Annotated in this window: 16 protein-coding genes and 1 tRNA gene; 9 read left to right on the forward strand and 8 right to left on the reverse strand. The window is 73.7% G+C overall.

Translation table 11 applies throughout. The features are described from left to right. Positions 1–21: 21 nt before the first annotated feature. The 4 genes from Sdi02f_RS24670 to Sdi02f_RS24685 are packed head-to-tail and all read left to right on the forward strand — an operon-like array spanning position 22 to position 5099. Complete coding sequence (locus Sdi02f_RS24670; protein ID WP_108934028.1) at positions 22–1011, forward strand: phosphatase PAP2 family protein; 990 nt, start codon at positions 22–24, stop codon at positions 1009–1011. Continuing rightward, positions 908–2116, forward strand: a complete 1209-nt coding sequence (locus Sdi02f_RS24675; RefSeq protein ID WP_438363748.1) for a hypothetical protein — start codon at positions 908–910, stop codon at positions 2114–2116. The genes Sdi02f_RS24670 and Sdi02f_RS24675 overlap by 104 nt, the downstream gene beginning before the upstream one ends. Further along, the gene (locus Sdi02f_RS24680; protein ID WP_167458242.1) at positions 2107–3747 is read left to right on the forward strand and encodes a hypothetical protein; all 1641 of its coding nucleotides are present in this window, start codon (positions 2107–2109) and stop codon (positions 3745–3747) included. The genes Sdi02f_RS24675 and Sdi02f_RS24680 overlap by 10 nt, the downstream gene beginning before the upstream one ends. Further along, on the forward strand, positions 3744–5099 hold the full coding sequence (locus Sdi02f_RS24685; protein WP_031084181.1) for an AAA domain-containing protein: 1356 nt from the start codon (positions 3744–3746) through the stop codon (positions 5097–5099). The genes Sdi02f_RS24680 and Sdi02f_RS24685 overlap by 4 nt, the downstream gene beginning before the upstream one ends. A 175-nt stretch (positions 5100–5274) precedes the next feature. Here the strand turns inward: Sdi02f_RS24685 and Sdi02f_RS24690 are convergent, their stop codons facing one another. Then, positions 5275–6072: an SCO4651 family lipoprotein gene (locus Sdi02f_RS24690; protein ID WP_063829911.1), complete on the reverse strand. Its 798-nt coding sequence runs from the start codon at positions 6070–6072 to the stop codon at positions 5275–5277. A gap of 116 nt (positions 6073–6188) precedes the next feature. Here Sdi02f_RS24690 and Sdi02f_RS24695 point away from each other — a divergent pair, with 116 nt between their 5' ends. The 4 genes from Sdi02f_RS24695 to Sdi02f_RS24710 all read left to right on the forward strand — a co-directional run bounded on the left by Sdi02f_RS24695 (position 6189) and on the right by Sdi02f_RS24710 (position 9381). After that, positions 6189–7124 carry an aldo/keto reductase gene (locus Sdi02f_RS24695; RefSeq protein WP_108934029.1) on the forward strand — a complete coding sequence of 312 codons (936 nt, stop codon included), beginning with the start codon at positions 6189–6191 and terminating at the stop codon, positions 7122–7124. A 23-nt stretch (positions 7125–7147) separates the two neighbouring features. After that, positions 7148–7495 (forward strand): MerR family transcriptional regulator, encoded by a 348-nt coding sequence (locus Sdi02f_RS24700; protein ID WP_030400099.1) that lies wholly within the window; start codon positions 7148–7150, stop codon positions 7493–7495. A gap of 94 nt (positions 7496–7589) precedes the next feature. After that, positions 7590–8156, forward strand: a complete 567-nt coding sequence (locus Sdi02f_RS24705) for a dihydrofolate reductase family protein (protein WP_030400100.1) — start codon at positions 7590–7592, stop codon at positions 8154–8156. A 124-nt stretch (positions 8157–8280) separates the two neighbouring features. After that, complete coding sequence (locus Sdi02f_RS24710) at positions 8281–9381, forward strand: LLM class flavin-dependent oxidoreductase (protein WP_030400101.1); 1101 nt, start codon at positions 8281–8283, stop codon at positions 9379–9381. On the opposite strand, the gene Sdi02f_RS24715 is transcribed toward Sdi02f_RS24710, so the two are convergent. Next, the gene (locus Sdi02f_RS24715; protein ID WP_108934030.1) at positions 9357–11237 is read right to left on the reverse strand and encodes a putative bifunctional diguanylate cyclase/phosphodiesterase; all 1881 of its coding nucleotides are present in this window, start codon (positions 11235–11237) and stop codon (positions 9357–9359) included. The genes Sdi02f_RS24710 and Sdi02f_RS24715 overlap by 25 nt on opposite strands. Before the next feature lie 284 nt (positions 11238–11521). Here Sdi02f_RS24715 and Sdi02f_RS24720 point away from each other — a divergent pair, with 284 nt between their 5' ends. After that, entirely contained in the window at positions 11522–12874 is a 1353-nt protein-coding gene (locus Sdi02f_RS24720; protein WP_108934031.1) for a M6 family metalloprotease domain-containing protein, read from the forward strand. A gap of 224 nt (positions 12875–13098) precedes the next feature. Here the strand turns inward: Sdi02f_RS24720 and Sdi02f_RS24725 are convergent. The 6 genes from Sdi02f_RS24725 to Sdi02f_RS24750 form a co-directional block, all read right to left on the reverse strand. Then, positions 13099–13172, reverse strand: a tRNA-Lys gene (locus Sdi02f_RS24725). Beyond that, a complete protein-coding gene (locus tag Sdi02f_RS24730) occupies positions 13163–13768 on the reverse strand; it encodes a bifunctional DNA primase/polymerase (protein WP_108934032.1) in 606 nt (201 codons plus the stop codon). The genes Sdi02f_RS24725 and Sdi02f_RS24730 overlap by 10 nt, the downstream gene beginning before the upstream one ends. 151 nt (positions 13769–13919) lie before the next feature. Continuing rightward, positions 13920–14267, reverse strand: a complete 348-nt coding sequence (locus Sdi02f_RS24735) for a DUF8844 domain-containing protein (RefSeq protein WP_030400105.1) — start codon at positions 14265–14267, stop codon at positions 13920–13922. 151 nt (positions 14268–14418) lie between these two features. Next, positions 14419–15984, reverse strand: coding sequence for a pectate lyase family protein (locus Sdi02f_RS24740; RefSeq protein WP_108934033.1), 1566 nt, complete (start codon positions 15982–15984; stop codon positions 14419–14421). A gap of 442 nt (positions 15985–16426) precedes the next feature. Then, entirely contained in the window at positions 16427–17158 is a 732-nt protein-coding gene (locus Sdi02f_RS24745) for a maleate cis-trans isomerase family protein (RefSeq protein ID WP_108934034.1), read from the reverse strand. Continuing rightward, positions 17155–18057: a maleate cis-trans isomerase family protein gene (locus tag Sdi02f_RS24750; RefSeq protein WP_030400108.1), complete on the reverse strand. Its 903-nt coding sequence runs from the start codon at positions 18055–18057 to the stop codon at positions 17155–17157. The genes Sdi02f_RS24745 and Sdi02f_RS24750 overlap by 4 nt, the downstream gene beginning before the upstream one ends. Between the last annotated feature and the right edge of the window lie 164 nt (positions 18058–18221).

An 18221-nucleotide genomic window follows, 5' to 3' on the forward strand; every position in this document is an offset into this window, starting at 1 on the left:
AGAAGGGGGAGGGCGATCGGATTGGCGCGCACCGAGAAACCGGGCAGCGAGGCGGCCCCGAAGACTCGGCTGCGCTGGTGGACCGAGCTGCCGCTCATCGTCCTCGTGTACGCCTGTTACAGCGCCGGGCGCCTGCTCGTGCGGGGCGACGTCTCCGACGCCGTCGACCACGGGCTGGCCATCCTGGACGTCGAGAAGGCGCTCTTCCTCAACGCGGAGCACCCCCTCAACCGGCTCTTCACCAGGGAACCGTGGATCGGCGTCCCGGCGGACTTCTGGTACGCCTCGCTGCACTACCTGGTCACCCCGGCGGTCCTGGTGTGGCTGTTCCGCTCCCGCGCGGTGCGCTACCGGGCGGCCCGCACCTGGCTGATGACGTCCACGTTCATCGGCCTCATCGGCTTCACCCTCCTGCCGACCTGCCCGCCCCGGCTGCTGGACGCCTCGTACGGCTTCGTCGACACGATGGCCCAGTACAGCTCGTACGGCTGGTGGGGCGGCGCGGCGAGCGCACCGCGCGGCATGGGCGGCATGACCAACCAGTACGCGGCCATGCCGAGCCTGCACGTGGGCTGGGCGCTGTGGTGCGGGGTGATGCTGTGGCGCCACGGCGGCACGCGCCTGTCGAAGGTGGCCGCCGTCGTCTACCCCCTGGGCACCACGATCGTGGTGATGGGCACCGCGAACCACTACTTCCTGGACGCGGTGGCCGGGGCCGCCGTGATGGGCGTGGGGCTGCTGCTGACGCCGTTCGTGCTGCGGACCGCGGAGCGGGTGCGCACCCGGCTCCCGGCCCGGTTCGCACCGGCCGCCGCCACCGCCCCGACCGCCTCCGCGACCGCGTCCGCACCGGCCGTGGACGGCGCGGGTTCCGCGAATGTCAGTGGCGGATGCCAGACTTCCGCGGGTGAGCGATTTCCACGGCAGCGCGAGCAGCGGTTCGGAGCGGGAGCCGAGCCGGACCCCGCCCCCACGGACGCGGGGGACGAGACTCCGGCACCGGCTCGCTGAGCTGCGCGGTTCCGACGTCCCGGCCAAGGCGCTGGACGCGCGCGCCCTGGCCGCCCTCGCCGCCAACCCGGGCTGCCGCCGGCGGGCGATCCTCGACGGCGCCGGGGTGGACAAGGGCGCGCTCGCGAGTGCGCTGGGCTCCCCGTCGGTCTTCGGTCAGTCGCAGTTCGCCTTCGTCCGGGGCAACGCCTTCGAGGCCAGGGTCAAGGCGGACGGCGGCGCCGAGCTGCTGCGGCTCGTGCACGAGAGGCTGGACCGGGGCGCCCGGCCGCCCGCCGAGGCCCGGGTGGAGGTGCCCGACCTGTCCGCGACCGGTCCCGAGGGGCGCGCGGCGCGCACGTCGCTGGCGCTGCGCGAGGCCACCGGCACCCCCGGCGCCTGGACGCTGCTCGACCACCCGATGCTCGCCCTCGAGGTCGCCGGTTCCCCCGCCTTCCTGGAGCCGGACGCCGTGGTGGTGCATCCGGACGGCACCTGGACGGTCGTCGAGATCAAGTCCTTCCCCATGCTGGACGGCTCCGCCGACCCGGCGAAGGTCGGCGCCGCCGCGCGGCAGGCCGCGGTGTACGTGCTGGCCCTGGAGCAGGTCGCCGCCCGGCTCGACCCCGCCCCGCGCGTGCGCCACCGCGTGCTGCTGGTCTGCCCCAAGGACTTCTCCAACCTGCCCACCGCCTCCGCCGTCGACGTGCGCAAGCAGCGCGCCGTCACCGACCGCCAGCTGGCCCGGCTGACCCGTATCGACGAGATCGCCGACGCGCTCCCGGAGGGCGTCTGCTTCTCCCCCGAGCAGCCGGCCGAGGAGCTGGCGGCGTCGGTCGAGGCGGTCCCGGCGACGTACGCGCCGGAGTGCCTGTCCGCGTGCGAGCTGGCCTTCCACTGCCGCGCCCGGTCCCGCGAGGCCGGTGCGGTGACCTGTCTGGGCCGTCCGGTCCGGGCCGAGCTGGGCGGGCTGTCGACGGTCGGGGACGTGCTGGCCGCGGCCCGCGGGGAGGCCGGCGACCCGGACGACCCTGCGGTGGCCGCACTGCGCAGGGCGGCCCGGCTGCGCGCGGAGGCGCTGGCCACGGCCGGCGCGGGGACCGGCGAGGTGTCCGCGTGTCGCTGATCACCACGCTCGCCCGGCTGGAGGCCGTGCACACCGGCCGGGCCCAGCCCGCCGCCACCGTGCGGCACCGGCACCTGTCCGACCGCCCGATGGTCTTCGTACCGCTGATCACCGCCGGTGAGGCCGGGGCCCCGCTCGGCGCGCTGGTCGGCACCGACCGGGACGCGCCGCACCTGCTGGTCGTGCCGCAGCCCCGCGACCGCGACCTGCGCTTCGCGTTCCTGGCCGAGCTGGCGGACATCGTACTGCCGCACGTCGAGGCGTACGCGGAGCAGGTGGAGGCCGCCGAGCGCACCGAGACGGACCCGGAGACGGACAAGCGGGTCAAGGTGGAGGTCGACCTGTGCGCGGACGCCGCGCAGCTGGTCGTGCCGAGCCGCGCGGGCATCGACTTCGTCCGGCTGCTCGGCCGGTCCATGCGCTTTCGGCGTACGGCGGAGCAGGACCCCGAGACCCCGCACCCGGCGCCGCCCCGGGTCCCGCTGCTCGGCCGGTGGCTGACCCACTACGGCGAACGGGCCCGCGTGCCCGGCTCCTCCCTGCTCCTCGCCATGACCGACCTGCTGGGCCGTCACTGGGCGACCGGGCAGTCCACCCTGGAGGACCAGCACCTGGGCGCCCTGCTCGCGTGGATCGCGCGGGACCCGGAGCATCCCGGCCGGACCGGCGCGGAGGCCGCCCGCCGTGCCGAGCTGGCCCGCGACGCCGACGGCCAGTTGCTGTGCCCGCCCGCGGGACCGGCGACCGACCCGGCCTTCGACAACAAGCTGCTCGCCCCCGCCATCGAGCGCTACGACCGCGCCCGTACCGCGCTGGCCGCCGCCGAGGACGGGCTGGAGGCCGACGACCGGCTCGGCGCGCTCACGGCCGCCGAGCGGGAGATCCGCGATCTGGTCGAGAGCCGTACCCGCCCCACCTGGGACGCGGTGTGGCGGGGTCTGGACCTGCTGCGGGAGCTGCCCGTGGGGGCGCACGTCGAGGAGCGCTGGACCCGCGACCGCTGGTCGTTCACCTCGCACCGCGACCGCATCCTGTCGGGCGAGCCCCCTCAGCCGCGCCGCGACGACGCCGTGACGGCGGCCAACAAGCTGGCGACGCGCGAGCGCGAGCAGGCCCGTCTGGAGGCCCAGGAGGCTCTGGACGACCCGCTGGTGATGGCGGGGCGGCGGCTGGCCGGGGAGGCGTTCGCGGGCGAGGTCGTCGACGTGGTGATGGCGTACAGCGAGAGCAAGCGGCCCAGTCCGCGCCCGCTGGTCACGGTCCGCACGGACGACCGCCCGTACCTGGGCGAGCGGGTGAAGGTCTACCGCTCGCTGGGCGGCAAGCCCCAGACGGCCGAGTACGTCGGCCCGGCGGCCCCGGACGACGGCTCCGACGCCGGGGCCGGGACCGGCGACGGGGCGCTGGTCCTGCGGATCACGGACAGGATGGGCCGCGGCAAGGAGCCCGAGGCGGGGTCGGTGCCGGAGAAGGGCGACCTGGTCTGCTTCACCCTCTTCGAGCACGAGCAGCGGGGCGGCGCGAAGCTCCCCGACCCGGAGCAGACCCCGTGGACGCACGGCGGACCGCCCGGCGAGGCGGCCGCGGTGCCGGAGGCCGCCGACGCGCAGACCGAGGAGGACGTCCTGTGACCGCCGAGACCCTCGCCGCCCCCGCCGCCTTCGACCCGGGCGCGGAGGCGGCCCGCGCCACCGCGGCGATCCTCCACGACACCCTGCACGGCACGGAGCGCGGCGTCGTCGTCGACTCCCCGCCCGGCGCCGGGAAGTCCACGCTCGTGGTGCGGGCCGCACTCGAACTGGCCGGGGCGGGCCGCCCCCTGATGGTGGTGGCGCAGACCAACGCCCAGGTCGACGACCTGGTGCTGCGCCTGGCCGAGAAGAACCCGGACCTCCCGGTGGGCCGCCTGCACAGCAGCGACGCCGACCCGTACGACAAGGCGCTCGACGCACTGGAGAACGTGCGCAAGTCGGCGAAGGCCGGCGACCTCGCCGGGCTCGCGGTCGTCCTGTCGACGGCGGCGAAGTGGGCGCACGTCACGGTGGACGAGCCGTGGCGGCACGCGATCGTCGACGAGGCGTACCAGATGCGCTCGGACTCCCTGCTCGCGGTCGCCGGGCTCTTCGAGCGGGCGCTGTTCGTGGGCGACCCGGGCCAGTTGGACCCGTTCGCGACGGTGGGCAGCGAGCAGTGGGCGGGCCTGGCCCACGACCCGTCGTCCTCGGCGGTGACGACCCTCCTCGCCCACAACCCGGGCCTCCCCCAGCACCGCCTGCCGGTCTCCTGGCGCCTGCCGGCGTCGGCGGCACGCCTGGTCTCCGACGCCTTCTACCCGTACACGCCGTTCCGCAGCGGCACGGACCACGGCGACCGGAGCCTGGCCTTCGCGGTGCCGTCGGACGGTTCGGGCCCCGACCGGGTGATCGACGAGGCGGCCGTCTCCGGCTGGGGCCTGCTGGAGCTGCCGGCCCGGCACACCCCGCGCACCGACCCGGAGGCGGTGCGGGCGGTGGCGACGGTGGTCCGGCGGCTCCTCGACCGGGAGGGCCGCTCGACGTCGGAGCGCTCCCCCGACCCCGCGCCCCTGACCGCCGCCCGCATCGCCGTGGGCACCGCGCACCGCGACCAGGCGGCCGCGGTCCGCGCGGCGCTGGCCGGCCTCGGGGTGCACGACGTGACGGTGGACACGGCCAACCGTCTCCAGGGCCGCGAGTACGACGTCACGGTCGTCCTGCACCCCCTCTCCGGCCGCCCCGACGCTACCGCCTTCCACCTGGAGACCGGCCGCCTGTGCGTCCTGACCTCCCGGCACCGGCACGCGTGCATCGTGGTCTGCCGCGAGGGCGTGGACGACCTGCTGGACGACTATCCGTCCACGGAACCGGTCCAGCTGGGGACCCTGGTGAAGTTCCCGGACGGCTGGGAGGCCAACCACGCGGTACTGGCACACCTCGCGGAACACCGGGTGGCCTGGCGGCCCTGACCGCCGCTCCGTCACAAGGGACCAGCGATGCCACCGCCCGACCCCCCGGACGGAGTCCGGCACGCCGCCGGAGGCGGCCGAGGGATACGGCCCGGACGGCTGGGAGGCCAACCACGCGGTACTGGCACACCTCGCGGAACACCGGGTGGCGTGGCGGACGTGACGGGGCGCCGCCTCAGCCCGTCAGGATGCCGGTGACGTCCGTCGCCAGGACGGTCTCCTCGGCCGCCGGGACGCTCACGCGGACCGGCTTGCCCTGGTCCGACAGGGCCGTGGTCACCGTCACCCCGGCACCGGCCAGGCGCAACTCCGTGCGGGTCCGCACGAGCCGGCCGCGTGCGTCGACCCACGCGTCGGCGAACACGGGGATGTCGGCGCCGAGCAGGTCGCGGGCGTCGTCCGTCTTCTTCCGCACGTCTCTCGCCATCCGCAGGGTGAGCGTCTCGTGGTCGAGCGTGCCGCGGTAGTGCACGGCCCGCACGCCGTCGACGGTCTCCTCGCCCTCGCGGCGCGCGTCGCGCATCGCGGCGATCTGCCGGAGCACGTGCTCGGGGTCGTTGACCGGGGCCCGGAGCACGTAGTGGACCTCCGCGGCGTCCCGGGACACGAGCCCCCAGGTGCCCTCGTCCAGCCCGTTGACGCCACTGACGTAGACATGGCCGTCGGAGAAGATCTCGTCCGTGTGGCTGATGCCGCCGCCCGGGAGGTCGACCGCGACGTTCCCGCGGTCGCGCGCGAAGTCGAAGTCGCCGGACACCGTCATCGGGTACTCCTCGCCGTCGCCCTCCAGCCGGATCTCCTGGTGGAAGCGGGCCGTCCCCTGGCCGAGCGCGGTGACGGCCGCCCGCACCGCGGAGCCGTGGTCGGCGGCGGGCGACGCCGCGACGGGCTTGCCGCCGTCCTGCGCACCGCGTTCCGAGCAGCCGACGCACAGCAGCGCGGCGGCAGCGGCCAGACACAACAGACGACGCACGACGTCCCTCCCCGATGGCTGATCGAGCACGGACCCGTGACCCCGCCCCGCCTCCGGTGATCTTACGACTCCGGCCGCTTGACCTGGAGCGCGCTCCAGATTCGAGGATGAGCGGCATGGACGTCACACAGCCCCAAGCAGTCCTCGGAACCATGGACTTCGGCACCCGCGTCGCCCCCGACCGTGCCTTCGCGATCCTCGACGCCTTCGTCGCCGGCGGCGGCGTCTGGCTCGACACCGCCAACTGCTACGCCTTCTGGACCGACCCCGACGGCGTGGGCGGCGCCAGCGAGCGCGTCATCGGCGCCTGGCTCCGGTCCCGCCCCGGCATGCGCGACGCGGTGCGGATCGCGACGAAGGTCCGCCACAACCCGCTCGTGCCGCACTCCCCGGAGACCGCCGAGGGCCTCTCGGCGCACGCCGTGCACGCCGGTGCGGAGGGGAGCCTTCGGCGTCTCGGGGTCGATCACGTCGACCTGCTCTGGGCGCACGCGGAGGACCGCACCGTGCCGCTGGAGGAAACGGTGGACGCCTTCGGCGAGTTGGTCGCGAAGGGGGCCGTGCTGCGGGTCGGGGCGGCGAACCACGCCGCCTGGCGCGTGGAGCGGGCCCGGTCGCTCGCGCGGGAACGGGGCGTGGAACCGTGGACGTCGCTGCAACTGCGCCACTCGCTCGCCCAGCCGCGCCCCCTCACCCCCCTCGCCGAGGGCGGCCACCGCATGCTCACCCCCGACGACCTGGACCTCGCGCGGTCGGAGGGGCTCGCGGTGTGGTCGTACACCTCGCTGCTGTGGGGTTCCTACGTGCGCGCCGACAAGCCGCTTCCGTCCACCTATGATCACCCCGGGACCACCCGGGTGCTCGCGGTCCTGGAGGACGTCGCCAACGAACTGTCGGCGACGCGGAACCAGGTCGTCCTGGCCTGGCTGATGCACCAGGGGATCGATCCCATCGTCGGCGCGAGCCGGGTGGACCAGGTCGAGGAAGCGCTGGCCGCCCGCGGGACACGGCTCACCGACGCGCACATGGCGCGCTTCGCCGAAGCGCGGTAGCGACGGTCACAGAAGGGGCCTCCATGACCACCCTCACCCCGGCGGCGGCCGCCGAGCGCACCGGCGTCTCCCTCGACACGCTGCGGTACTACGAGCGCGAGGGCCTCATCGGCCCGGTCCGGCGCTCCGCCGGGGGCCACCGGGAGTACACCGAGGACGACGTCTTCTGGATCGGCCTGGTGACGTGCTTCCGCGAGGCCGGCCTCGGCATAGCGGACCTGCGGCAGTTCGTCGCCGTCCTGCGCGCCGAGCACACGCCGCAGGAGCGGGTCGCCTTCCTGCGCGAGCGTCGCGGCGCCCTGGAGGAGCGGGTTGCGGCGCTGAGGAAGGCCATAGGGGTGCTCGACGAGAAGATCGCCTACTACGGCTGAGCACGCCCCCGCGCGCCGCGCTTCCGGGAACTGCTGCGGCACCCGGCCGGTGGCCGTACGGTCGGACTCGAACGGCTACCGAGGAGGCCTTCCGATGCGCAGGGTGACCTATGCGATGAACACGTCCCTGGACGGGTTCGTCGTCGACCCGGACGGCGGCATCGACTGGGGCGACCCGGACGAGGAGGTCTTCCGTCACTTCACCGACGAGCTGCGGCGGACCGGCGTCCACCTGCTGGGCCGACGGCTGTACGAGACGATGCTGTACTGGGACACGGCCGGGCAGGACGGGTCGCTCGACGCCGCGGAGCTGGAGTGGGCCGCGCTGTGGAAGGCGCTCCCGAAGGTGGTGTTCTCCAGGACGCTGACGTCGGTGCGGGGCACCAACACCCGCCTGGCCTCCGGCACCGTGGCCGCCGAGATCGAGCGACTGCGGGCCGAGCCCGGGGAGGGCGAGATCGCGATCGGCGGCGCGACCCTGGCCGCCGAGGCGGCCGCCGCGGACCTGATCGACGAGTACCGGACCATGATCCACCCCGTACTCGTCGGCGGCGGCACCCCGTACTTCCCCCACCACGAGCGCCGGGTGAACCTCGAACTCGTCGAGCACCGCACCTTCGGCTCCCGCGTCACCTACCTGCGCCACCGCGTGACCCGCTGACCCGGCCCGTGCGCGCCCCGACCCGCCGGGAATAACCGGAGACCCCCTCCTGTTACGAGCGCAGCGACCCGCGCAGGAACGCTGCGCGCGCCACGGACACGTCGAGCACAGGAGGCCCCCCGTCATGCCCACAGACGCCGCAGAGGAGATCCGGGGCACCGCCCACGGCACCGCTCCCGTCCCCCTCTCCGTACTGGATCTGGTGACCGTCGGTGCCGGGAGGACCGCCTCCGACGCGCTGCGGACCAGTGTGGACATCGTGCGGCTCGCCGAGGCCCGCGGTTTCCAGCGGTACTGGGTCGCCGAGCACCACTCCATGCCCGGCGTCGCCTCCTCCTCCCCCGCGGTGATCCTCGCCCACCTCGCGGCCCACACCGACCGCATCCGGCTCGGGTCCGGCGGCGTCATGCTGCCCAACCACGCACCGCTCGTGATCGCGGAGCAGTTCGGGACGCTGGAGGCGATGGCGCCGGGGCGTGTCGACCTCGGGCTGGGCCGAGCGCCCGGCACGGACGGGGCCACCGCCGCCGCCCTGCGCCGCACCGACCGGCTCAACGAAGGCGCCGACGACTTCCCGCAGCAGCTCGCCGAGCTGATCCGGTTCCTGGACGACGACTTCCCGGACGGGCACCCCTACGCCCGTATCCACGCCGTGCCCGGTCCCGTGCAGGCCACCTCGCCCGGGGGCGTGCAGTCGGCGCACCGGCCGCCGGTGTGGCTGCTCGGCTCCTCCGGGTTCAGCGCGCGGCTGGCCGGCACCCTCGGGCTGCCCTTCGCCTTCGCGCACCACTTCTCGGCGCAGAACACCGTCCCGGCGCTCGACCTGTACCGCGACTCCTTCCGCCCGTCGGCCGTGCTGGACGCCCCCTACGCCCTCATCGGCGTCGCCGCGCTCGCGGCCGACGACGAGAAGGAGGCACGCCGGCAGGTGCTGGCGGCCGCGCTGAACATGGTCCGGCTGCGCACCGGGCGCCCGGGGCTGGTGCCGACGCCGGAGGAGGCCGAGGCGTACGACTTCAGCCCGATGGAGGAGGACTTCGTCCGGTCCTGGAACGCCAACGTCATCCACGGCACCGCCGACGAGGTCCGGGCCGGCCTCGACGACCTGCAGAAGCGCACCGGCGCCGACGAGCTGATGCTCACCGCCAACGCGCACGGCGGCGACGTACGGCTGCGCTCCTACGAGCTGATCGCCGACGCCTACGGGTTGCCGACGCCGGCCTGAACCCCGGCGGGGCCGCCGGGACCGGCGGAGCCCAGCAGCGCGGAGATGCGGTCCGGCGCCACCGGCCGGGAGTAGAGCCACCCCTGGCCGGTGTCGCAGCCGATGCGGCGCAGGCGGCTCGCCTGGTCGGAGGTCTCCACGCACTCGGCGGTGACGGTGAGGCCGAGGCGGTGGGCGAGCTGGACCATCGCCTCGACGATGACCTCGTCGGCCGGGTTGGCGGGCCCGGCGCCGTCGGACACGGTGTCGTACTGGAAGCCCCGCACGAACGCGCCGTCCAGTTTCAGCACCGAGACCGGCAGCCGGCTGAGGTAGGCCAGGTTCGAGTAGCCGGTGCCGAAGTCGTCGATGGCGATGTGGACGCCCATGTCGCTGAGCGCCTTGAGGACCTGGAGCGGGCGTCCGGCCGAGCCCATCACCGCCGACTCGGTCAGTTCCAGCTGCAGCAGGTCGGGGGCGAGGCCCGTCTCCTCCAGGGTGCGGGCCACGTCCGCGACCAGGTCGGAGTCCCAGACCTGGCGCACGGCCACGTTGACGCTGACGAAGATCGGCGGCTCGCCGGGGTGGGCCAGCTGCCAGCGGCGGGCCTGGTGGCAGGCGGTGCGCAGGATCCAGCGGCCGAGGGGAACGATCGATCCATCCTCCTCCGCCAGTGCGATGAACCGATTCGGCGCCAGTACGCCGAACTGGGGATGGTTCCAGCGGATGAGCGCCTCGACGCCGCGCACCCGGCCGTCCGCCATGCCGACCAGCGGCTGGTACTCGAGCGCGAACTCGCCGCGCTCGATGGCGGGACGGAGCGTGGCGGCCAGTGCCTGGCGGGTCATGCGGTTGGCGTTGCGCTCGGGGTCGAAGAGGGTCCAGCGGGCCCGGCCGTCGGCCTTGGCCCAGTACAGGGTGGTGTCGGCGGCCTGCATCAGGGCGGTGGGGGTGGTGCCGGCGGTGTGGCGTTCGACGACGCCGACCGAGGCGGTGACCGACAGCCGCCGGTCGCAGAGCTCGAAGGGCGGCTGGAGGGCGGCCAGGACCGATCCGGCCAGGTCGGCGAGTTGGTCGGTGCCGGTGGAGTCCTCGACCAGGAGGGCGAACTCGTCCCCGCCGAGCCGGGCCACCAGGGGTGCGCCGGACCGGGCGTGGGCGGCCTCCTCCGCGCACCTGGTCAGCCGTTCGGCCACGGCGGCGAGCAGCCGGTCGCCGACCCGGTGGCCGTGGGTGTCGTTGACGGCCTTGAAGCCGTCCAGGTCGAGGTAGCACACGCCGATCCGGCCGGTGCCGCCGTTCTCGTACGACTCCGCCTCCAACGCCGCCGTCAGGCGTTCGAAGAACAGGGCGCGGTTGGGCAGCCGGGTGACCGGGTCGTGCATCTGGAGGTGGCGCAGCCGCGCCTGGAGCTCGCGCCGGGCACTGACGTCGGCGACGGAGAGCAGCAGCCCCGGGGCGTCCCCGGACTCCCCGGCGTCGGCCAGCGGTTCGACCGTGACCTGCGCCCACAGGGAGTGTCCGTCGGCCTGCTTGAGCCGTCGCGTGCAGCGCAGCCGGGACCGGTGCCCGCGCAGCACCTCGCGGTAGGCGTGCCAGGTGCCGGCGTCGGAGGCGAGGTCGACGAGGTCGGCCGCCGCGCAGCCGGCGAGCGCGGCCGGGTCGGTGCCGAGCAGGGTGCCCAGGGAGTCGTTGGCGCTGACGACCAGGCCCTCGGTGTCGACGACGGCCATGGCGAGCGGGGCCGTGGCGAACACCGAGCGGTAGGCGGAGGGTTCCGCACGCCCGGTACGAGGAGCCAGACGTTCGTCACGTTCCGTGACGGCCGACGGGCTGGGGTCTGCCGCGGGCGCCGGCCCTTCGGAGGTTCCGTTCACCGCTCGCTCCCGCAGTGCCTCGATCTCTGTTCGTGCTCTGTTCGTGCAGGAAAGTGTGCCGATCATAGAGGCTGACACCGGGCCCTTCCAGCCGCCGTTCCGCGCCGCGGACCGAGTGGCCCCTCCGGCCGATCGTTTCTGCTCACACCTGGACGGGTCCGTCACCCCTCCGACCAGTTGTGACGTTCCGTGAGTGACTTCGGAATGTCGGCCGGGAGAACTCCGGCGAAACCCCGGCCCGCTCACCCATCCGGTGCAGGCGAACAGGGCGCAGTACGACAATCATGCACAAGCTGGGTGCGGTGTCCCGTCAACCGTGTCCGGAGGTCCATGTGCCGCGCCAGCTTCCCCTGAGGCGGCTTCGCCGGGAGGCGGGCCCGGCGCGGACGGCGCGGTCGAGGCTGCGCAGCACCGCCGCGGTGTGCACCACGATGTCGGCGCTCGCCGCGACCTCCCTGATCGCCGCGCCCTCGGTCGCCGAGCCCTTCTCCCCGGAGCCCTGCGCGCTCCAGCGCACCGACGCGCACCACTCCGAGGGCCTGGACACCTGGAACGCCGCCTACCCGCGCCCGGCCCGGACCCTGGACGCCGTCATGGTGTTCCTGTCCTTCCCCGACTCCCAGCCGCTCACGTCCCCGGCCGAACTCACCGCCGACCACTTCCCCACCACGAGCGACTTCTTCCGGCGGGCCTCCTACGGCGCCTTCACGATCCGCCCGCACCCGTTGCGGGAGTGGATCCGGATGCCGAGCCCGTCGACGTCGTACGCCATACGGCGTGACTGGAGCCCCGAGCACCGGGCCGCCTACCTGCGCGACGCGCTGGCCGCGGCCGACCCGCACGTGGACTTCTCCCGGTTCGACGTCGTCTACTTCGTCGCGGATCCGGACGCGCCCGGGGTGGACTCCGACGCCACGAAGGTCGTCAATCTGGACACGCCGCTGCGGGCCGACGGCACGGACATCCGGCGGGTCGTCACGGTCTTCGAGAACCATCCGCCGGACCGGCTGGTCCTGGCCCACGAGACGGGGCACGTCTTCGACCTGCCCGACCTGTACCACCGTCCGGTCGACAGCAAGGGCGACTGGGACACGTACGTCGGCGACTGGGACCTGATGGGCAGCCAGTTCGGGCTCGCCCCGGACCTCCTGGGCTGGCACAAATGGAAGCTGGGCTGGCTGCAGCCCCGGCAGGTGGCGTGCGTACGGGGCAGCGGGCCGACCCGGCTGACGCTGGAGCCGCTGGGGGCGGGGCCGGGCGTGGTGGTGGCCGGTGCCGCCGGCGCGCCGGCCTTCGGCCTCGGGCGGGGCACGAAGCTGGCGGTGGTGCGCACGGGCGCGGACAGCGTGCTCGCCTTCGAGGTGCGCACGCCGGTCGGCAACGACGCCTCCGCCTGCCGGGCGGGGGTGCTGGTCTACCGGGTGCGCAGCGGAGCACAGTCGGGGGGCGGTCCGGTCCAGGTCGTCGACGCCCACCCGCACACCAGGGCCTGCTGGGCCTCCTCGGTCTACCCCCCGCTCGCCGACGCCCCGGTGGGCCTGGGCGAAAGCTTCACGGTGCCGGGCGACCACGTGCGCGTGGAGGTGGAGGACCGCACGGAGTCGGGCACCTGGACCGTACGCATCACACCCGGCTGACCCGCATCACACCCGGCCGACCCACATCCCCCGGCGCACGGACACCCTTGTGAGCCCGGCGCCCCTCCGGACCACAACGACACCTGGGCCGGCCCCGCACCCCCGGACCACCGCGCAGGGGGGTGTGGGTGGCGAAGCCCCCGCACCGCGCGGCGAAGCCGCGCAGAAACAACGATGGCGAGGTGGTTCGCGCTTTCCGCGAACACGCCTCGCCATCGCCATCGTGCGCCGCCAGGGACTCGAACCCCGGACCCGCTGATTAAGAGTCAGCTGCTCTAACCAACTGAGCTAGCGGCGCCTGCTGACGTCGTAGACCTTAGCACCCTGGTCGGCGGGAGGAAAAATCGAAATCCGCACCGCCGCCCGGGCCGCCCGCACGGCCGCCCAGAGCAGGACCTCCGGGCCGGGCAGCCAGGGCCGGCGGGTGTCCGGCGCCACCAGCCAGCGGGAGTCGGGGCGCGGCGGCGCGTCCTCGGGGCCCGCGGGACCCGGGACGGTCACCGTGTCCCCGGCACCGTGGCACAGCAGCGACGGGACCGCTCCCGTACGGCCGCCCGGCCGGCCGCGGGCACCCCACTCCTCCCAGTCGAGGAGCGAGGGCAGGCGCTGTGCGGTGCCCGGCGCGGCGAACAGCAGCATCCGGCCGCGGAACTCCGCCACCGGGCCCGAGCCCGGGCCGTCGTCCCACAAGCGGTCGAGCATGCGGCGGCCGAAGATCGCGGGGGCGCTGACCACGTCGAAGGCGGAGCCGCAGGGCAGGACGACCGGGACCCCGGGCCGCCCCTCCCACAGCGCGAGCGTGTGACGCGGGTACGCACCCGCCGACGCCAGCCAGGCGGCGCCGTCCGAGGTGACGTCCGAGACATGGGGCGCGGCGTTGCGGGGGCTGCTCATGCGGACATGTCTACCGACCGTGAGGGACCCGCTCCGCCGAGTTGCGGGAAACGGTGACGCGGGGGCGGGGAAGGAGGTATCTTGCCCACCCTCCTGGCATATGCGCGCGCGGCAGTCCGGCCGCCGGCGGTCGGCGGTCGGCCCCGTGGACCTACTCGGCCGGCTCTCCGCGCATCAGGTCGCGCCCGAACTCCACCATCTTCTTGGCGTAGTCCTCGGTCCACTCGGCCCGTTCGGCGATGTCGGCGGTGGTCAGCCGGTCGAACCGCCGCGGATCGGCGAGCTGTGCCGCCGCGACCGCCTGGAACTCCATCGCCCGGTCCGCCGCCGCGCGGAACGCGTGGGTCAGCTCGGTGGCCCGCTCCAGCAGGGCCCGGGGATCGTCGATCGACTCGAGGTCGAAGAAGTGCTCGGGGTCGGCGGCCGCCTCCGCCGGCTCGAAGAGCAGGGGCGCGGGCCGTAGCCGCGGTTCGTGCCGACCCGGCGTGGGCTCCGCCATGTCTTCTCCTCCTCGTACGTCACGACGGCCCTCCCCGGAACGCGGGGGCACTCCGGTGGAGTGGGCCACCCCCCATTGTCCCGCGCCCGCGCAAGAGGGCGGGGTGCGTCCGGCACCGTGCTCCGGACGCACCCCGCCCTCCCCGGCCGGGTCAGCCGGCGTACGCCTCGAACTCGGCGACCTTCGGAGTGCCCGAGGCGCCGGTGATCTCGAAGGTGAGCTTCTCCAGCGAGACCGGGGAGAAGGTGATCACGCCCGCTCCGCTGCCGGAGGCCAGGACGGCGCCGGTGTCGTGGTTGACGACGCGGTAGGAGCCGATGGCGCCCTGGGAGCCCGCCGCCTCCCGGATGTTGATCTTGCCGACGGTCCGGGCGGAGGACCACTTGACGGAGACGGAGCCGGTGGTGCCGGCCGGGGACCAGTACGTGCTCAGGTCACCGTCGCGCACGTTGCCGTAGCTGGTGCCGCTCGCCTTGGAGGAGCCGTCGGCGCCGGCCCCGAGGCTGAGGTTGGTCCCGCTCGGCGGGTCGGTCGGGTCCGGGTCGGTCGGGTCCGTGGGGTCCGTCGGGTCCGGGTCGGTGGGGTCGGTCGGGTCCGGGGTCTGCGGCGTGCAACCGCCGTCCGACACCTTCAGGCCCTTGTTCGCGCCCGCCGTGCCGCTCACCACGGACGGCACGCAGGAGGCGTCGTCGAGGGTGTAGGAGTACGGGATGGACACGGTGGTGTTGGACTGCGGGTCGGGGCCGGCCGGGTTGTTGTCCCCGCTGCGCTCGGACCAGGTCACGTTGTCGAAGATGTTGCCGCTGACCTGCCAGGAGCCGGCCTCGTCGGTGTAGAAGGTGCCGAGGACGTCCTTGGAGTCCTCGAAGTAGTTGTTGTCCACCTTGGCCTTGGCGCCCGCCCGGGAGTTGATCCCGGACTTGTTCAGGCTCACGTAGTGGTTGTTGTACATGTGGGCGGTGCCGCCGCGCAGCAGGGGCGCCCGGGAGTCGATGTTCTCGTACAGGTTGTGGTGGAAGGTGACGTAGCCGTTGGAGCGGTCGCTTTCGCTGGAGCCGATGAGGCCGCCGCGGCCGGAGTTGCGCAGGACGCTGTAGGACAGGGTGACGTACTGGGTGTTGTCCTTCATGTCGAAGAGGCCGTCGTAGCCCTCCGACTCGCCGCCCGAGGCCTCCAGGGTGGTGTGGTCGACCCAGACGTTGCGGACGTCGCTCTCCATGCCGATGGCGTCGCCGCCGTTGGAGGTGGGCGAGCCGGACTTCTTGACGTTCCGCACGGTCACGTTCTGGATGATGATGTTGCTGGACTCCCTTATGTGGATGCCCAGTTGGTCGAAGACGGCACCGCCTCCGACGCCGACGATCGTGACGTTGCCGACCTGCTTGAGCTCGATCTTGTCGGCCGCGGTGTTGCAGCTGTCGCCCGACACCTTGCTGGTGTTGCCGTGGTTGATGATGCCCTCAACCTCGATGGTGATCGGGGTGCTGCTGTCGGCCCGGCCGCACAGTGCCTCGTGGATCGCGGTGCCGGTGGTGGCGCGGACGGTCTTCCCGCCCGCGCCGCCGGTCGTGCCGCCGTTCTGGGTCGCGTAGCCGGTGGCGCCGCCGGCCGCTGCCGCCGCCTCGGGCATCGTCAGCACCACACCGGCCGCGGCCGCGGCCGCGAGGGCCAGCGTGCCCAGTGCCGCCTGGAGTCGCAGCGCGACTGGTCGTCTCATCCTCGGTCTCCCCTTCGCCTTCACATGCCGGAACGGAGGTCATGTCGTGAGCACGTCAATCACCATGACCGGAAAGCGCTTTCTCGGCGTGAGAATAGGGGCCACCCCAGGAGCTGACAAGGGTTCAGGCAGATTCAGAGTGAGGAACGTTGTACTTGTACATGAACATCGGGCGACGGCGGCGCGAGGTCGCCCCACCCGCTTCTCCGGGCCACCCCTCGGCCGATGTGCACCCCGGCCGAGGCTGCGGTACGATCATCCTGCCTGATCACGGAGGCCAACCTCCCGCGGCAGGCAGTGCGTTGGTGGTCCAAGGAAAGACGCCCCACTTCCCGTGGGGAAATGCAGGTGCAAGGCCTGCCCAGCGCTCGACGAGAACCCCGGCCCCGCTCACGCGGGACCGGGGTTCTTCCGTGTCGTACGGCGCTCGTACGGCGTCCGCTCAGACCTGCACCAGCGGCTCCCGCGTGAACAGCGTGCCCAGCTGGGGGGCGTTGACGCGGCGGTCGGCCAGGCGCAGGCACTCCCAGATGGTGACCTGGTTGGCGGTGAGGACCGGTTTGCCCAGCTCCTGCTCCAGGGCCGGGAGGTGGGCCGCCGTGTGCAGCGCCGTGTCCGGGAGGAGCACCGCCTCGGCGTCGGGGCGGTCGGCGGCACGGGCCAGCGCCAGCACCTCCTTCTCGGTCCAGGTGCCGACCTCGGCGGCCGTGACGATGCCCGAGCTGACCACGTCGGCCACCTCGATGCCGGCCGCGCCGAGGAAGTCCGCGAAGAGCCGGGCCACGTCCTCCGGATAGGTCGCGCCGACCGAGACCCGCCGCACCCCGATCTCCTTCGCCGCGTGCACGAAGGCGAAGGAGGTGGACGAGGCGGGCATGCCGGCCGCCCGGGCCAGGGCGCGCGCCTGTTCGTGGGCGCCGTCCCAGCCGTGGACGAAGCTGCCGCTGGTGCAGGCCCACACCACGGCGTCGGCGCCGGCCAGCCGCAGCTCGGCCACGCCCGCCTCCAGCCGCTGCGGCGAGCCCATCTCCAGCAGCGCGTCCACCCGGTGCGCGTCCTCGCCGATGTCCGTGTGCACCAGGTCCACCCGGATGCCGCCGCTCAGGAGCTGCTCGATGCGTGGGTAGTCGTCCTCGCCGGAGTGGCCGGGGTACAGGATTCCCAGTGCTGTCATGTCCACCCTTCCTGCTGCTGTTCCGTGTCCGCGGCGTCGGCGACGCCCGGCATCTCCGCCGCGGCGGATCCGACCGGGCCCGCCACCGCGGGGTCGACGGGACCGGCGGGCCCCACCACCGCGGGACCGGCCGCACCCGGCACCGCGGGGCCGATACGGGCGGCCGGATCGGTCAGCGCCTGGTACGGCCCCACGGCACGGGTACCCAATCGGCGCAGCGCCGCCCACATCGTCACTTGGTTGGCCGAGATCACCGGGATCCGCAGCTCTGCCTCCAGCTGGGGGATCACGTCGTAGGTGGGAAGGTTGGTGCAGGAGATGAACAGGGCCTCCGCCGCCCCCGGCACGGGCACGGCCCGGCGGGCCATGTCGGCCACGCCGCGGTAGGGGACCCGCCAGATGTGCCGGGTCAGCCCCATGAAGGCGCAGCCGGTGACGGTGACCCCGGCCTCGGCGACGTACGCCTCCAGTGCCCGGGTCACCGAGACGGTGTACGGCGTCACCAGCGCGACGCGGCGGACGCCCAGCTCGGCCAGCGCGTCCAGCAGCGCGCCGGAGGTGGTGACGGACGGGACCGCGCCCGCCCAGGTCATCGCCTCGCACAGGGCGCGCTCCCCGGCGATGCCGCCGACGAAGCTGCCCGAGGTGCAGGCGTAGGCGACGGTCTGCGGCGCGATGGCGTTGAGGGTGCGGACCGCCTCGCCCAGGGTCTCGTGCTCGCTGACCATCCGGGCGAGGTCCAGACTGACCTCGACGGGCACGAAGGGCGTCCGCGTCATGTGCAGCGACACGTCGTCGGGCACCCACCGCCACAGCTCACGGTCGAGTGCGAAGTCGAAGGGGGCGACCACGCCGACCCCGCGCTGCGGAGCTGGTCCGCCGAGAAAGGAGATGTCCATGGCACGCACCGGCCTCACACTGGGAAAGGGGAGGACAACGCACCGTGATGAACGGCCGTGTTGACGAAGGTAGGTTCCGGTGCGAGCGTGGTCAATCCGCCCGCATCCCCTCCAGGTCAGCAGCCGGTTGAGTCCCCCGTCAACACCTGAACCGCCCCCGCTCC

The sequence above is a fragment of the Streptomyces ardesiacus genome (genome assembly GCF_003112575.1).
GTDB lineage: Bacteria > Actinomycetota > Actinomycetes > Streptomycetales > Streptomycetaceae > Streptomyces > Streptomyces ardesiacus.

Coding starts and splice junctions, on each gene's coding strand:
- Sdi02f_RS24695 (WP_108934029.1), top strand. CDS start 6,189: ATGGACGTCACACAGCCCCAAGCAGTCCTCGGAACCATGGACTTCGGC.
- Sdi02f_RS24700 (WP_030400099.1), top strand. CDS start 7,148: ATGACCACCCTCACCCCGGCGGCGGCCGCCGAGCGCACCGGCGTCTCC.
- Sdi02f_RS24705 (WP_030400100.1), top strand. CDS start 7,590: ATGCGCAGGGTGACCTATGCGATGAACACGTCCCTGGACGGGTTCGTC.
- Sdi02f_RS24710 (WP_030400101.1), top strand. CDS start 8,281: ATGCCCACAGACGCCGCAGAGGAGATCCGGGGCACCGCCCACGGCACC.
- Sdi02f_RS24720 (WP_108934031.1), top strand. CDS start 11,522: ATGCACAAGCTGGGTGCGGTGTCCCGTCAACCGTGTCCGGAGGTCCAT.
- Sdi02f_RS24730 (WP_108934032.1), bottom strand. CDS start 13,768: ATGAGCAGCCCCCGCAACGCCGCGCCCCATGTCTCGGACGTCACCTCG.
- Sdi02f_RS24735 (WP_030400105.1), bottom strand. CDS start 14,267: ATGGCGGAGCCCACGCCGGGTCGGCACGAACCGCGGCTACGGCCCGCG.
- Sdi02f_RS24740 (WP_108934033.1), bottom strand. CDS start 15,984: ATGAGACGACCAGTCGCGCTGCGACTCCAGGCGGCACTGGGCACGCTG.
- Sdi02f_RS24745 (WP_108934034.1), bottom strand. CDS start 17,158: ATGACAGCACTGGGAATCCTGTACCCCGGCCACTCCGGCGAGGACGAC.
- Sdi02f_RS24750 (WP_030400108.1), bottom strand. CDS start 18,057: ATGGACATCTCCTTTCTCGGCGGACCAGCTCCGCAGCGCGGGGTCGGC.